Source organism: Pseudomonas ogarae, from assembly GCF_014268695.2.
Lineage (GTDB): Bacteria > Pseudomonadota > Gammaproteobacteria > Pseudomonadales > Pseudomonadaceae > Aquipseudomonas > Aquipseudomonas kilonensis.
The window spans coordinates 1,947,030-1,961,386 of the sequence record NZ_CP077086.1; the positions used below are offsets into that span (position 1 = coordinate 1,947,030).

8 protein-coding genes are annotated in these 14,357 nt (G+C 62.8%); 3 read left to right on the forward strand and 5 right to left on the reverse strand.

Going from position 1 to position 14,357, the window contains the following annotated elements; translation table 11 throughout:
- Positions 1-181: 181 nt before the first annotated feature.
- A complete protein-coding gene (locus HU749_RS08720) occupies positions 182-1,075 on the forward strand; it encodes a LysR family transcriptional regulator (RefSeq protein ID WP_186649672.1) in 894 nt (297 codons plus the stop codon).
- Positions 1,076-1,077: 2 nt separating this feature from the next.
- Complete coding sequence (locus HU749_RS08725) at positions 1,078-1,674, forward strand: tRNA-uridine aminocarboxypropyltransferase (protein WP_186649674.1); 597 nt, start codon at positions 1,078-1,080, stop codon at positions 1,672-1,674.
- A gap of 159 nt (positions 1,675-1,833) precedes the next feature.
- Here HU749_RS08725 and HU749_RS08730 read toward each other — a convergent pair whose 3' ends face one another.
- From HU749_RS08730 to HU749_RS08740, 3 genes are all read right to left on the reverse strand, one after another.
- Positions 1,834-3,198: an HlyD family type I secretion periplasmic adaptor subunit gene (locus tag HU749_RS08730; RefSeq protein WP_046062959.1), complete on the reverse strand. Its 1,365-nt coding sequence runs from the start codon at positions 3,196-3,198 to the stop codon at positions 1,834-1,836.
- A 196-nt stretch (positions 3,199-3,394) separates the two neighbouring features.
- Entirely contained in the window at positions 3,395-5,554 is a 2,160-nt protein-coding gene (locus HU749_RS08735; protein WP_046063049.1) for a type I secretion system permease/ATPase, read from the reverse strand.
- 31 nt (positions 5,555-5,585) lie between these two features.
- Positions 5,586-6,944, reverse strand: a complete 1,359-nt coding sequence (locus tag HU749_RS08740) for a TolC family outer membrane protein (protein ID WP_014337113.1) — start codon at positions 6,942-6,944, stop codon at positions 5,586-5,588.
- 454 nt (positions 6,945-7,398) lie between these two features.
- Between HU749_RS08740 and HU749_RS08745 the strand changes: the two genes are divergently transcribed.
- A complete protein-coding gene (locus HU749_RS08745; protein ID WP_217870567.1) occupies positions 7,399-13,026 on the forward strand; it encodes a retention module-containing protein in 5,628 nt (1,875 codons plus the stop codon).
- A 261-nt stretch (positions 13,027-13,287) separates the two neighbouring features.
- Here HU749_RS08745 and HU749_RS08750 read toward each other — a convergent pair whose 3' ends face one another.
- Positions 13,288-13,683, reverse strand: a complete 396-nt coding sequence (locus HU749_RS08750) for a YbaN family protein (protein ID WP_014337115.1) — start codon at positions 13,681-13,683, stop codon at positions 13,288-13,290.
- An 8-nt stretch (positions 13,684-13,691) separates the two neighbouring features.
- Complete coding sequence (locus tag HU749_RS08755; protein WP_003198997.1) at positions 13,692-14,279, reverse strand: UPF0149 family protein; 588 nt, start codon at positions 14,277-14,279, stop codon at positions 13,692-13,694.
- Positions 14,280-14,357 lie beyond the last annotated feature (78 nt).

Consider the following 14,357-nt stretch of genomic DNA (forward strand, 5'->3'; position numbering starts at 1 on the left):
CCCCCTGTGGCGAGGGAGCTTGCTCCCGCTGGGCTGCGAAGCAGCCCCAAAACCATTCACCTCGGTGCATCAGGTAGATCGTGTCGACAGGTTTTGCGACGGCTGCGCCGCCGAGCGGGAGCAAGCTCCCTCGCCACAAAAGCGCGACAAGTTCTGTCTATGTGTGATCCGGAGACACCCCATGGCCAACGCTCTACCCGACCTGAAACTGCTGCGCATTTTTGTCAGCGTGGTCCGGCACCAGGGTTTCGCCAATGCTCAGCACGAGCTCAACCTGTCCACGTCGGCCATCAGCACCTACATGAGCCAGCTTGAGTCGGCCCTGGGCCTGGTGTTGTGTCATCGTGGCCGGGGTGGGTTCAGCCTGACCAGCAAGGGCGAGTTGTTCCATCAGGAAACCCTGCGCCTGTTGGGTGAGCTCGAAGGGTTCGAGCAGTACGCGGCAGCGCTCAAGGGTGAACTGCGCGGCACGCTGAACCTGGGAGTGATTGACTCTACCGTCAGCGACAAGGCCTTACCGTTCGCCGAAGCCATCGGTGCCTACAGCCAGGAGCATCCGGCGGTGCATTTGCACCTGTCGGTCATGAGCCCTTACGAATTGCAACTCGGCGTGCAGGACAACCGCCTGGACCTGGCCATCGGTGCGTTCTCCACGCGCATGAGCGGGCTGGTCTACATGCCGCTGTACCGTGAGCAGCACTGGTTGTATTGCAGCAACCGTCACCCGCTGTTCAACGAGCGGCGCATCCCCGAGCAGGTCATCACTCAGCAGCGCATGGTCGGGCGCGGTTACTGGAGCCAGGCCGAACTGGCTCGCCATGGCTTCAAGCACAGCGCGGCGACGGTGGAGAGTATGGAGGCGCAGTTGATCCTGGTGTTGTCCGGGGCCTACGTTGGTTACCTGCCCGAGCACTACGCCCAGGCTTGGGTCGACAAGGGTGACTTGCGCGTACTGCTGCCGGCGACCTTCGGTTATCAGGCGCCGTTTTCGATGATCGTACGCCGTGGTCGCAGCCGCGAGCCGCTGATCCAGACCTTCCTCGATTTGCTCAAAGCTCAACTGAATCAGGCGTGACCATGTCCAGAACTCAATGCCCGCGTTGCCTCAGGCCGCAAAGCCACTGTCTGTGCCCGTTGATCCCCAGCCTCGACAGCCGCACCCGCGTCTTGCTGTTGCAGCATCCCAGCGAAGTGAACCATGCCTTGAACACCGCCCGCTTGGCGGCGTTGGGGCTTAACAACGCTGAACTGATCGTGGGCGAGGTGTTCGAGGATTTGCCCAGGTTGCTCAATCAGCCGGGTTATCAGGCGCGGTTGTTGTTTCCGGCTGACGATGCCCAGCCGTTGCAGGCTTATGCGCGCTCCGATGAGCCGTTGCTGCTGGTCGTGCCCGATGGCACCTGGCGCAAGGCGCGCAAGCTGTTGCACCTCAACCCGCTGCTGGCGGCGCTGCCGAGGGTGACATTGGCCGAGGGCGGGGTGTCTCGTTATCGTTTGCGCAAGGCGCCAGGGCCGGGTGCGTTGTCGACGGTGGAGGCGATTGTCCAGGCGTTGCAGGTGCTTGAGGCGCCAGCGAGCTTCGAGGGGTTGCTGAGGCCGTTCGAGGCGTTGATCGAGGGGCAGATTGCGGCGATGGGGGAGGAGACTTACCAGAAGAACCATGGCGGGGTTTAGAGGCACCTGTGGCGAGGGAGCTTGCTCCCGCTCGGCGGCGCAGCCTCCGTAAAACCTGCTGGCGCGGTCTGCCTGACACAACGAGGTGAATAGTCTTGGGGCTGCTGCGCAGCCCAGCGGGAGCAAGCTCCCTCGCCACGGGGTCGGGGTAAATTCGGATCAGCGCTCACGCATCGCCTCGGTCCGCGCCTTCAACACTGGCTTGAGCAAGTAATCCAACACACTTTTCTCCCCGGTGATGATGTCCACCGTCGCCACCATCCCCGGAATGATCAGCAAGGGTTTGGCATCCCCACCCAAGTGATTTTTATCGGTACGCACCTGGATCAGGTAGAAGCTGTTGCCCTTGTCGTCGGTGATGGTGTCGGCGCCGATCAGTTCGAGCTTGGCGCTCATTCCGCCGTAGATCGTGTAGTCGTAGGCGCTGAATTTGACCATGGCTTTCTGGCCTGGGTGTAGGAACGCCACGTCCTGAGGGCGGACCTTGGCTTCGATCAGCAGGTTGTCTTCCAGGGGCACGATTTCCACCATGTCGTTGCCCGGTTGCACCACGCCGCCGATGGTGTTGACCTTCAGTTGCTTGATCACCCCATGCACCGGCGAGACCACGGTGGTGCGGGTCACGCGGTCGTCGATGGCGATGCTCGAGGCGGTGATTTTCGACAGTTCGGTGCGTTTCTCGTTGAGGTCCTTGGCTGCTTCGGAGCGAAAGGTCTGTTCCGATTCGTCGATCTTGCTCTTGATCTCATTGATCGCCGATTCGGCCCGGGGAATGGCCAGGGTGGTGGCGTTGAGCGAACCGCGGATTTCCACCGCGCTGCGTTTGAGCCGCAGGATCTCCACTGGCGACACCGCCCCGGTGCGCACCAGCGGGGCGGACATGTTCATTTCTTCTTGCAGCAAGGCCAGGGCCGAGCTGAACTGGCCTTGCTTGGAGCGAAACTCAGCCAGCTCCTGGGTCTTCTGCCGCAGCTGTTCGGTCAGGGTGCGTTGTTCGCTGGCCAGGCGCCGCTGACGTTGTTCGTACAGTGAGCGCTCGTCCTCGGCGACTTGCGGGGCCTTGGCGATCACCTCGGCCGAAAGATTGAACGGCCGGCCCTCGGCCTCGGCCGACAGGCGCTCGACCTGGGCTGTCAGGGCATAGCGGTCGGCCTCGCTTTCGCCCTTGTTCGACAGGAACCGCGTGTCGTCCAGGCGCAGCAGGGTGTCGCCCTTGTTCACCATCTGGCCTTCACGCACGAATATCTCAGTGACGATGCCGCCCTCCAGGTTCTGGATCACCTGGATCTTGCTCGACGGAATCGCCTTGCCTTCGCCGGTGGTGACTTCCTGCAACACCGCGAACTTCGCCCAGACCAGCCCGGTGACGATCAACCCGGCGGCCAGCCACACGGTCACCCGCGAGCGGCGGGGCGAGTCCTGCAGCGTGGCGCCGGCGGTTTCCGGCATGAACTCGCTTTCGGCGCTTTTGCTGAAACTGCCGAAGTAGCTTCGGGCGGCTGAATCCGGTGTTTGAGCAGACATGGGGCGGTACCCGTTGGTTAAGTGAAAAGAGCTGGATGCTGCATTTTGTGGCGAGGGAGCTTGCTCCCGCTCGGCGGCGAAGCCGTCGTAAAACCTGCCGGCGCGGTCCGCCTGACACAACCGAGTGAATGGCCTTGGGGCTGCTTCGCCGCCCAGCGGGAGCAAGCTCCCTCGCCACAGTGGTATGTGTTGGCAGCTATACCGCCGCAGAGCCCACACGCCCCTTGCGCAGCGCATCGATCACCGCCTCTTTCGGGCCATCGGCCACGATCCGGCCGTTATCCAGCACCACCAAGCGGTCCACCAGGCTCAGCATCGAGGTGCGGTGGGTGACCAGCAGCACGGTCTTGCCCTGTACATGGGTATGCAGCTTCTGCCGCAAGACGTCTTCGCTGCTGTTGTCCATGGCGCTGGTGGGTTCGTCCAGCAGCAGGATCGGCGGGTCGAGCAGCAAGGCCCGGGCCAGTAGCACGGCCTGGCGTTGGCCGCCGGAGAGCAGTTGCCCGCGCTCGCCCACCGGGCGGTCGAAGCCTTGGGGATGCTGGCGCGCCAGTTCGGTGACACCGGTCAGTTCCGCCACTTCCAACATGCGCGCGTCGCTGACGTAGCGGGCGCCCAAGGTGAGATTGTCCCGCAGGCTGCCGGCCAGCAGCGGCAGGTCATGGGCGACGTAGCCGATCTGTTGGCGCAGGTCGGCGACGTCCAGTTGCCGCAGGTCCAGGCCGTCCAGCAGCAGTTGGCCTTCCTCCGGCGCATAGAAACCCATCACCAGGCGCGCCAGGGTGCTCTTGCCCGAGCCACTGCGGCCGATGATCCCGACCCGTTCACCGGGTTTGAGGCTGAAACTGATATTGGCCAGCGCCGGGGCATTCTGGCCGTTGTAATGGAATGTCACGCCGTTGACGTCCAGTGCGCCCTGCAATTGGGTGCGATCCAGGGGCCGCTGCTTGGCGTCACGTTCCTGGGGCAACGCCATCAAAGCATCGGTGCTGCGCATGGTGAGCTGGGCTTGCTGGTAACGGGTGATCAGCCCGGCGATCTGCCCGAGCGGGGCGAGCACCCGGCTGCCGAGCATGTAGGTCGCCACCAGCGCGCCGACGCTGAGGTTGCCGGCGATGATGCTGTAGACCCCGGCGACGATGGTCGCCATGCCCGCCAGTTGTTGCAGGAACAACGTGCCGTTGGTCGCCAGTGCCGAGAGGTTGCGCGCGTGGCTGTCCAGGCGGGTGAGGGCGCCGTGGGTGCTTTCCCATTGATGCTGGCGCTCGCTCTCGGCGCTGCAGGCCTTGAGGGTTTCCAGGCCGCCGAGGGTTTCGATCAGCAGGGCTTGGCGCTGGGCGCCCAGCGCCAGGCTTTTTTCCACGGTGTCGCGCAGGCGCGCCTGGATGATCATCGCGAAGACAATGGTGATCGGAAACGCCACCACCGGAATCACCACCAGCCAGCCGCCCAGCAGGCCGATCACCACCAGCATCAGCAGGGCGAAGGGCAGGTCGATCAGGCTGGTGAGGGTCACCGCGGTGAGGAATTCGCGCAGGCCCTGGAAGTCGTGGATGCTCTGGGCGAAGCCGCCGATGGTCACTGGCTTGGCCTTCATCGCCATGCCGGTGATGCGCTCGAACAGGGTGGCGGAGAGAATCACGTCGGTTTTCTTGCCGGCGGTGTCCAGCAGATGGGCGCGCACCACCCGCAATACCAGTTCGAAACCGGTGCCGATCAACAGCCCCACGGCCAGCACCCATAAGGTCGACGTGGCCTGGTTCGGCACCACGCGGTCGTAGGTCTGCATGACGAACAGCGGCACCATCAGCCCCAGCAGGTTGATCAGGAAGCTCGCCAGGATCGCGTCGCTGTACAGCCAGCGCGACAGTTTCAAGGTGTCGCGAAACCACGCCTCGACGCGCGGCACCAGGGGCGAGCGCAAGTCTTCGAGTTCATGGCGCGGCCGGGCGAACAAGGCCTGGCCACTGTAGTCCAGGGTCAGTTCTTCGCGGCTGACCCATTGCTCGCCGCCGTCGGCTTCGCTGGGCAGGATCAGCGCCTTGCCGTCCTCGCCCCAGCGCCTGAGTACCGCACAGCGGCCCCCCGCCAGGATCAGCATCACCGGCAGGTTCAGGGGTGAAATATCCGCCAGCTCACGACGCAACAGCCGCGCCTGCAAGCTCGCCCGGGCCGCTGCGCGCGGCAGCAGGTCCAGGCTCAAGCGTTGGTGCGCCATAGGAAGCCCGGCGCTGAGGCTGGCGCGGCTGACCGTCGCACCATGGAGTTTGCAGAGGATCAACAGGCCGTCCAGCAAGGGATCATCGAAGTTCAGGCGCGGGTCAGCGCTCGGGGTTGCGGGTTCCATGCTGGTCACGTCGGTTGCTCCCATTTTTTTTCGAGGGGGGCTACTTCAGTTCCGGCAGCCGAGCCTGATTCTTGACTTCGGTCTGCGCGACCGCATCGGCCGGCAGCACGATCCGTTGTTTGTGCAACAGCAGACCCATGTTCGCCAGCACTCGGTACATCGAGTACTCCTCGGTGTAACGCACCTCGGTGTAGCGACGGTTGGCGTTGTACAGCTCGTTTTCGCTGTCGAGCAGGTCGAGCAGGGTGCGCTGGCCGAGACCGAACTGATCCTGGTACGCGGCGCGCACGCGGGCGGTGGTGTCAGCATATTCACGGGCGGTAGGGGTCTGTTTGCGGGCGTTGAGCATCGCGTTCCAGGCCAGGCGTGTGTCTTCGTTGAGCTGGCGCAGGGCATTGTTGCGAATGTCCATGGCCTGGTTGATCTGGTGGGCGTTGGACGCCAGCCGTGCCTTGTCGCTGCCACCGCGGAACAGGTTGTAGTTCATCACCACGCCGACCCGCCAGTTGTTGTCGTGGCCTTCTTCGCCACCGATGTTGTTATTGGCGCCCACCGCCGCCTCGGCGTCGAAGCGCGGATAGAACGGCGACTTCGCCACTTCGTACTGGCTCTCGGCGGACTGTATGTCGGCCTGGGCCGATTTCAGGTACGGATTGTTATCCACCATGCTTTGCTGGGCTTCGCGCAGGTCGGCGGGCATTTCGCCTTTGGTCGAGGGTGGCGCTTCCAGTTCATCGGGCATGCGCCCGACCACGCTGTAGAAGTTCGCCTCGGCGTCGGCCAGGTCGACCTGGGCGGTGTCGTAGTTGTTTTCCGCCAGGGCCCGACGGGCATTGGACTGGTCGGAGTCGGCCGTGCTGCCCACCCCACGCTCGGTGCGCAGGCCAATCTGGTCGTTGACCCGCAGGTGCGCCTGCAGGTTGTTCTTGGCCAGGGTCACCAGTTCACGACGCTTGAGCACTTCCAGGTAGACCTCGATGGTGCGCAGCGCCAGATCCTGGGCGGTGCCCTGGGCGTAATAGGCCCGGGAGTTGACCACGCCCTGGGTGCGCTGCACTTCATTGGATGTGTTGAACCCGTCGAAGATCATCTGCCGCAGGCGCAGCTCCGATTGGGTGTAGGTCAGGATATTGGTGTGGTGGTTGCCCTGGGCGCGGGTAGTGGTGTTGTCGCTGTAGCCACGACCGTAACCGGCATTGAGATCCACCGATGGGAAAAAGCCCCCTCGGGCGACTTTGACGTCTTCATTGGCCGACAGACGGCTGTCTACCCGTTGTGCCAGCTCTGGGTGAGTGGCAATGGTGCTCTGGATCGCTTCGGTCAAGGACAGGGCCTGCGCCTGAGAAGAGCAGGCCATGGCCAGCAAAACCGCGCTGCAGAGGGGGGTTAGAACGCGCATGGGGTGCATCTCCTGAGGTCTGTAGTGCTTCGCTTGTCGCCAAAATATTGACGTATTTAAGATCAAAACCGTTTCAACCTTGTAACAACACAGCTAAGAACATCCTGAGCAAAACCTAAGAAGAATTTCTCATAAGACTTATTCCGAAAAAAACTTATGTGCTTGAAAAAAACCGGCACATTGTTCAAAGCGAAAGCCTTTGAATCTGCGGGTTCTGACGGCTTTTAGGCGTCAATAAAAGTTCCATGCAGATTTTTAAGCAACGTGAAGAAGTGCCGAAAGGGTGATGTGTAAGGCGGTTTTTGGTGACGGTTTTTTGTCGTTTTGGCGAATTGCCAGCACCTTCTGCTTTCGCGAAAGCTGGCAGATTTTCCAGCTTTTTTGGTCGCCAACCCGAGGACGGATTCTTCACCCAGACAGGTGCCGATTGCGGTCGGCAACGGAGGAAATGCACATGGCAGCGCTCATCGGTATCGTCAGCAAAGTGGTCGGGCAAGTTTTCGCAGAAGCGGCCGGTGGCCTGCGGCGGCCTCTGGTCGAAGGCGATCGGCTTTATGCCGGCGAACACCTGGTCACCGGTGCCGAAGGGGCCGTGGCTGTTCATATGCAAAACGGCCAGACCTTGACCCTGGGCCGCGAAAGCAACCTGACCCTGACCCCGCAGTTGCTCGCCAACCATGCGCCTCATGTCGACACGGCCGACGCGGCGGCACCGAGCGACGCGCAACTGACCGATGTGCAAAAGCTGCAGCAAGCCATCGCCGCCGGTGCCGACCCGACCCAGACCGGTGAAGCCACGGCCGCCGGCCCCGAGGGCGGCAACCCGGGGGGCGTGGGTGGCGGGCACAGTTTTGTGCTGCTGGAAGAAGTCGGCGGGGAGGTCGATCCGCTGATCGGTTTCCCGACGGCCGGGTTCAACGGGATCCCCGAGTTTCCACTACTGCGCCTGGCCGGTGATCCGGACAGCTCGGGTGACGATGCAACCGTGCCGCCGGTGACACCGGATAACCCGGTGACCCTCGACGGGGTCAATGTCGAGGGCGGCGAACTGACCACCAACGAAGCCAATCTGGCCGATGGGTCGGCCAGCAATCCGGGGGCGCTGGTGCAAAATGGCACCTTCACGGTTTCCGCACCTGACGGGCTGAGCAGCCTGAGCATCGGCGGCATCAACGTGATCACAGGCGGCGTGCCCGCGGGCTTCCCCCAGACCATTACATCGCCTCTGGGCAACACGTTGACCGTCACTGGCTATGACCCGGCCACGGGGGTGGTCAGCTACAGCTACACCCTGGCGGACAATGAAACCCATCCTGCCGGTGGCGGTGCCAACAGCATCACCGAGCAGTTCCCGGTGGTGGCCGTCGACACCGACGGCGACACGGCCACCGGCACCCTGGACGTCAACATTACCGATGACGTGCCCCAGGCGATCGACGACAGCCACGCCAACACGGCGTCGGAAACCCTGGTCACCCTCACCGGCAACGTATTGCCCAACGACCATCAGGGCGCCGACCGGATCCCCACCGGTCCCGACAGCGGGCCGATCATCGGCGGGACGTTCACTGGCACCTACGGCACCCTGGTGCTCAACCCCAACGGCACGTACACCTACACCCTGAACACCAGCGACCCGCAATTCGTCGCGTTGCATGGCGGGGGCAGCGGCACCGAGACGTTCACCTACACGCTGACCGATGCCGACGGCGACACCAGCACCGCCAATCTGGTGTTGCAAGTGCACAACAACGACGACCCGGTGATCATCACCGGCCTCGACACCGAAGGCGGTGAGCTGTCATTGCAGGAGAAAAACCTCAGCGACGGCAGCAGCCCGGATGCGTCGGCGCTGACTCAAAACGGTACTTTCACGATTACTGCTTTGGACGGTGTGCAGACCTTGAGTGTGGGGGGAATCAACGTCGTCACGGGCGGTGTAGCAGCCGGTTTCCCACAATCGATTACCACCGCGCTGGGCAACACCCTGACCATCACCGGCTTCAACGCCACCACCGGCGTGGTCAGCTACAGCTACACCTTGCTGGATAACGAAGCCCATCCAAACGCCAACGGCGCCAACAGCCTCAGCGAACAATTTGCGGTCGTCGTCACCGACGACAACGGCACCACGGCCAACGGCAACCTGGACGTGAACATCGTTGATGACTTGCCGACCGCTCACGCGGATTCCGCCTCGGTGGATGAGGGCGGGACGGTCAGTGGCAACGTCCTGAACAACGACGAAGGCGGCGCCGACGGGCCGGCCGCGAGCGGTGCCGTGATCGGCGTGCGTGCTGGCAACGACACCTCGACTCCGGCGATTGGCGGCCTGAACACCCAGATCAACGGCACCTACGGCTACCTGACCCTGGACGCCAATGGCAACGCCGTCTACCACAGCAACCCGAACACCGTCAGTGCCCCGGGCGCGACCGATGTTTTCACCTACACCGTGCGCGACGCCGATGGCGATGAAAGCACCACCACCATCACCATCGATGTCCACGATGTCTGCCTCGTCGCCACACCTGACCAGGAAATCAGCGTCTACGAAAAAGCCCTCGACCTGAACCAGGACGGCCAGGACCTGGCCCCCGGCACTGTCACCGGCAGTGCCCCGAGTGCCACCAGCGAGACCGCCAGTGGCAGCCTTGTCGGCTCGATCAGCGGTGCCGTTGGTGCAGTGACCTTCGCGCTGGTGGGCAATGCCAACGGTGCCTACGGTCAACTGTCGCTTCAGCCCGACGGCTCCTACACCTACACCCTGACCTCGCCAGCCACCACCACGCCTCACGCCAACGATGGCCCGAATGTGTTGAGTGAAAGCTTCACCTACCAGGCCACGGACTCGTTGGGCAACACGGTCACCAGCACCATCGTCATCGACATCGTCGACGACGTGCCCAACGCCCATGCCGATTTCGCCTCGGTGCTGGAGGGCGGCACGGTCAACGGCAACGTGCTGGACAACGACGTACTTGGCGCGGATGGCGGCATGGTGATCGGCGTGCGCGCCGGCAACGACACCTCGAACCCTGCCGTCGGCGGCCTGAACACCCAGATCAACGGCACCTACGGCTACCTGACCCTGGACGCCAATGGCAACGCCGTCTACCACAGCAACCCCGACGCTGTCGGTGCGGCGGGTGCCACCGATGTGTTCACCTACACCGTGCGTGATGCCGACGGCGATGAAAGCACCACCACTGTTACCATCGACGTGCACAACAGCTGCCTCATCGTAGAAACCGACCACGACATTACGGTCTATGAAAAAGCCCTCGACCTGAACCAGGACGGCCAGGACCTGGCCCCCGGCACCGTCACTGGCAGCGAGCCGAGTGCCACCAGTGAAACCGCCAGCGGTAGCTTGGTCGGCTCGATCAGTGGTGCCACCGGCGCCGTCACGTTCACCCTGGTGGGCAACGCCACTGGTGCCTACGGTCAACTGTCACTTCAGCCCGACGGTTCTTATACCTACACCCTGACCTCGCCGGCCACGACCACGCCCCATGCTAACGATGGCCCGAACATGTTGAGCGAAAGCTTCACCTACCAAGCCACGGACACCCTGGGCAACAGCACCACCGGCAGCCTGGTGGTCAGCATTGTCGATGACGTGCCCAAGGCTGTCGCGTCCGAGCGTTCGGTCACGGCGGTGGAGATCGATACGAACCTGCTGATCGTGCTCGACGTGTCCGGCAGCATGAAAGACGCCTCCGGCGTGTCGGGGCTTTCGCGGATGGAACTGGCGAAACAGGCGATCAGCGCCTTGCTCGACAAATACGACGACATGGGCGATGTGAAAGTCCAGCTCGTGACCTTCAGCGGCAGCGCTACCGAGCAGAGCACCCTGTGGGTGGATGTGGCTACGGCCAAGACGCTGATCTCCGCGCTGAATGCCCACGGTGACACCAATTATGATGCTGCCGTGGCGATGGCCAAGACTGCGTTCGCAAATCCCGGCCAACTGACCGGCGCACAGAACGTTGGCTATTTCTTCTCCGACGGCAAGCCGACCTTGGGCGAAATCGGCTCGGCAGACGAGGCCGCCTGGAAAGCCTTTCTCGACGCCAACGGCATCAAGAACTACGCCATCGGCCTGGGCGGCGGTGTCAGCAACACACACCTCGACCCGCTGGCCTACGACGGCAGCGCCCACACCAACACCAACGCGGTGGTGGTCACCGACCTGAACCAGCTCAACTCGGTGCTTTCCGACACCGTGCAAGGCGCGCCGGTCACCGGCAACCTGCTGGGCGAGGGGGGCTCGTTCGGCGCCGATGGCGGGTTTATCAAAAGCCTGGTGGTCGATGGCACCACGTACAGCTACGACCCGGCGGCCAACGGTGGCCACGGTGCGCTGACCGCCAGCGGCGGGCTCAACCATGGCTCCTTCAATACCGCTACCAACACACTGAGCATCGCCACCGATCATGACGGCACCCTGGTGGTCAATCTGGATACCGGTGCGTTCAGCTACACCTCCCAGACCGCCACCAGCACCCTGATTACCGAGCACATTGGCTACACCGTCAGTGACAACGATGGCGATCTGGCCAGTTCCAACCTGGTGATCAACGTCGTGCCCAACAGCCCGCCGATCGCTGTCGACGACAACATCATCACCAACGTGCTGTCGGGCAACATCGTGATCCCGGGTGAGTTGCTGCTGGGCAACGACAGCGACGTCAACGGCGATCCGCTCACCGCATCACCCACCAGTTTCAATACCGGTTGGACCGCCAAAGGCGGGGATTTCACTGGCAGCACCGGCACGGCCAGTTTCACCGGCAACAACGTGCAGTCGATCAACCTCAGCCGCAGTGCCTTCGTCGCCAATACCGCGAGCATGACGGCGATGCTGGTGGTCAGCGGTGCACTGGGGATGGTGTCCAATAACAACGCCAACGATGAAGACCGGCTCAACATCAGCCTCAAACAGGGCGAAACCCTCACCCTGGATCACAACCTTTCGGCCGGTCGCATTGCGATGGAGTATTCACTCAACGGCGGGCCATTCATTGCGATCAACGATGGTGCTTCGTTCACAGCGGCAGCGGATGGCAACTACCAGATCCACGTCATCAACATCGCCAATCCTGGCGGCGGTAATTCCAACACGGCGGAAAACTATCAACTGACCCTGACCGTCGACTATGCCGGGGCACAGGACAAAACGCCGGATTACCACGGCAGCTACACCGCCAGCGACAACCACGGCGGCAGTGACAGCGCATCGGTAGACATCAGCTATCAGGCGGGCCATACCCTGACGGGCACCAGTGGCGATGATGTGCTGGTGGCCGGCAACGGCGATAACCTCCTCAACGCAGGCGACGGCAACGACATCCTCAGCGCCGGTTCGGGCAACAACACCCTGCATGGCGGGGCAGGCGATGACTTGCTCTACAGTGGCGCGGGGAATGATCTGCTTGACGGCGGTACGGGCAACGACACCGCGAGCTATGCTCACGCGACCGCCGGGGTCACCGTCAACCTGGGCCTGCTGGCGGCGCAGAACACCCTTGGCGCCGGCACCGACACACTGGCAGGCATCGAAAACCTGATGGGTTCGAACTTCAACGACACCCTCATCGGCGACGGTGCCAGCAACCGCATCAACGGCGGATTGGGCCATGACGTGCTCAATGGCGGTGGTGGCGATGACTTGTTGATCGGCGGCCTGGGTAACAACACCCTGACCGGCGGCAGCGGTGCCGATACCTTCCAATGGCAGGCAGGCAACAGCGGCCACGACGTGATCACCGATTTCGCGCCCGGCGTCGACAAACTCGACCTGTCCCAGCTGTTGCAAGGGGAGAACGGCAGCGCGGCGTCACTGGATGATTACCTGCATTTCAGCGTGAGCGGCAGCGGTGCTTCGGTCGTCACCAGCATCGATGTCAGCGCCATTGCCGGTGCCACGCCGAACCAGACCATCGACCTGGCCGGCGTCAACCTTGCCAGTCATTACGGCGTCACGCCGGGAGCGGGGGGAATCATCGGCGGAGCGGATACGGCGACCATCATCAATGGGATGTTGAATGATCATTCGTTGAAAGTGGATACGGTGTGAGCTGAGCTGAGCTGAGCTGAGCTGAGCTGAAACGACAAAACCCGCCATCTCCGGTCTGGACATGGCGGGTTTTGCCTTTGTGGCGAGGGAGCTTGCTCCCGCTCGGCTGCGCAGCAGTCGTAAACCGGTTGCTGCGGTCTGCCTGGAAGACCACGTCAGGTCCATTTGGGGCGGCTTCGCCACCCAGCGGGAGCAAGCTCCCTTGCCACAGTGGGCAGCGCTGTACTTCCAGATGTACACAGGGTAAGCACAGCCCCACACTCAGGGTTTGCGCAATGTCTTCTGCCTGAGGATATAAACCGTCACCAGCACCGCACTGGTGAGCATGAACCCCCGGGCCCACGGCAGGGGCACCAGGTAGCAGGAAAAGAGGATGCTCGCCCACATCAGCCCGATGGCATAGACCTTGCCCTTGAGCGGGATGCCGTTGCCGCTGAGGTAGTCGCGGATCCACGGGCCGAGGCGGGGATGTTCTACCAGCCATTGGTAGAAGCGCGGCGAGCTGCGAGCGAAGCAGGCCGCCGCCAGTAGCAGGAATGGGGTGGTGGGCAGCACAGGGACGAAAATGCCGATGACCCCCAGCACGACGCTCAGCCAGCCGATGGCCAGCAGAGCGTAACGCAGGATCAGCGGGCGATTGCCGACTGGCGAGGGCACCCGCTCACTCAGTGGTGGCGAGGCTTGAGGATCGCCGGTTTCTCGTCCGGGGCGTTGCACAGCAGGTACAGGGCGGTGAGGGCTTCCGGGATCTGGACGATCATGTCGTCCATCAGGTTGGCGTCGGCGGCGATGTCGGAAAACTCCGGTTGCTCGTCGAACAGGCCGGAACCAACCATGATCGGCAGCAGCATTTCGCTGACTTCCTCTTCGGCGGTTTCGAACCAGGCGGCTTCGCGCAGGAACACGCCTTCCATGAAGCCGATGCACCAGCCACGCAACTCCGAATCGTCCGGGTCATCGCCCAGGTCCAGGTCGCACGGCAGTTCGAATTCTTCGTCGGAGGCCAGTTGACGGGCGATGTGGGCCTTGAGGCCGACCAGCGTGGCTTCGATCTCGGCACGCTGGGCTTCGTCGCTGTAATGCGGCTCTTCGGCGAACAGGGCGTCGATCCATTCACGGTCCGGCACCGTTTCTGCGCAGATGGACAGGGCGGTCAGATAGCCGTGAGCGGCCACGTAGTCCAGCGCCTCTTCGTGCAGCTCATCGGCGTCGAGGAAGACTTGCAGGCGGGTCAGTTGCTCAGCGAAGGACATTACGGGCTACCTTGGGGAATAAACAATGCGGGAATTCTAGGCCTTCTTGAGCGCCCAGGCCAGCCGCGTGGCGTATTT

Coding starts and splice junctions, on each gene's coding strand:
- HU749_RS08755 (WP_003198997.1), bottom strand. CDS start 14,279: ATGTCCTTCGCTGAGCAACTGACCCGCCTGCAAGTCTTCCTCGACGCC.
- HU749_RS08725 (WP_186649674.1), top strand. CDS start 1,078: ATGTCCAGAACTCAATGCCCGCGTTGCCTCAGGCCGCAAAGCCACTGT.
- HU749_RS08720 (WP_186649672.1), top strand. CDS start 182: ATGGCCAACGCTCTACCCGACCTGAAACTGCTGCGCATTTTTGTCAGC.
- HU749_RS08740 (WP_014337113.1), bottom strand. CDS start 6,944: ATGCGCGTTCTAACCCCCCTCTGCAGCGCGGTTTTGCTGGCCATGGCC.
- HU749_RS08745 (WP_217870567.1), top strand. CDS start 7,399: ATGGCAGCGCTCATCGGTATCGTCAGCAAAGTGGTCGGGCAAGTTTTC.
- HU749_RS08730 (WP_046062959.1), bottom strand. CDS start 3,198: ATGTCTGCTCAAACACCGGATTCAGCCGCCCGAAGCTACTTCGGCAGT.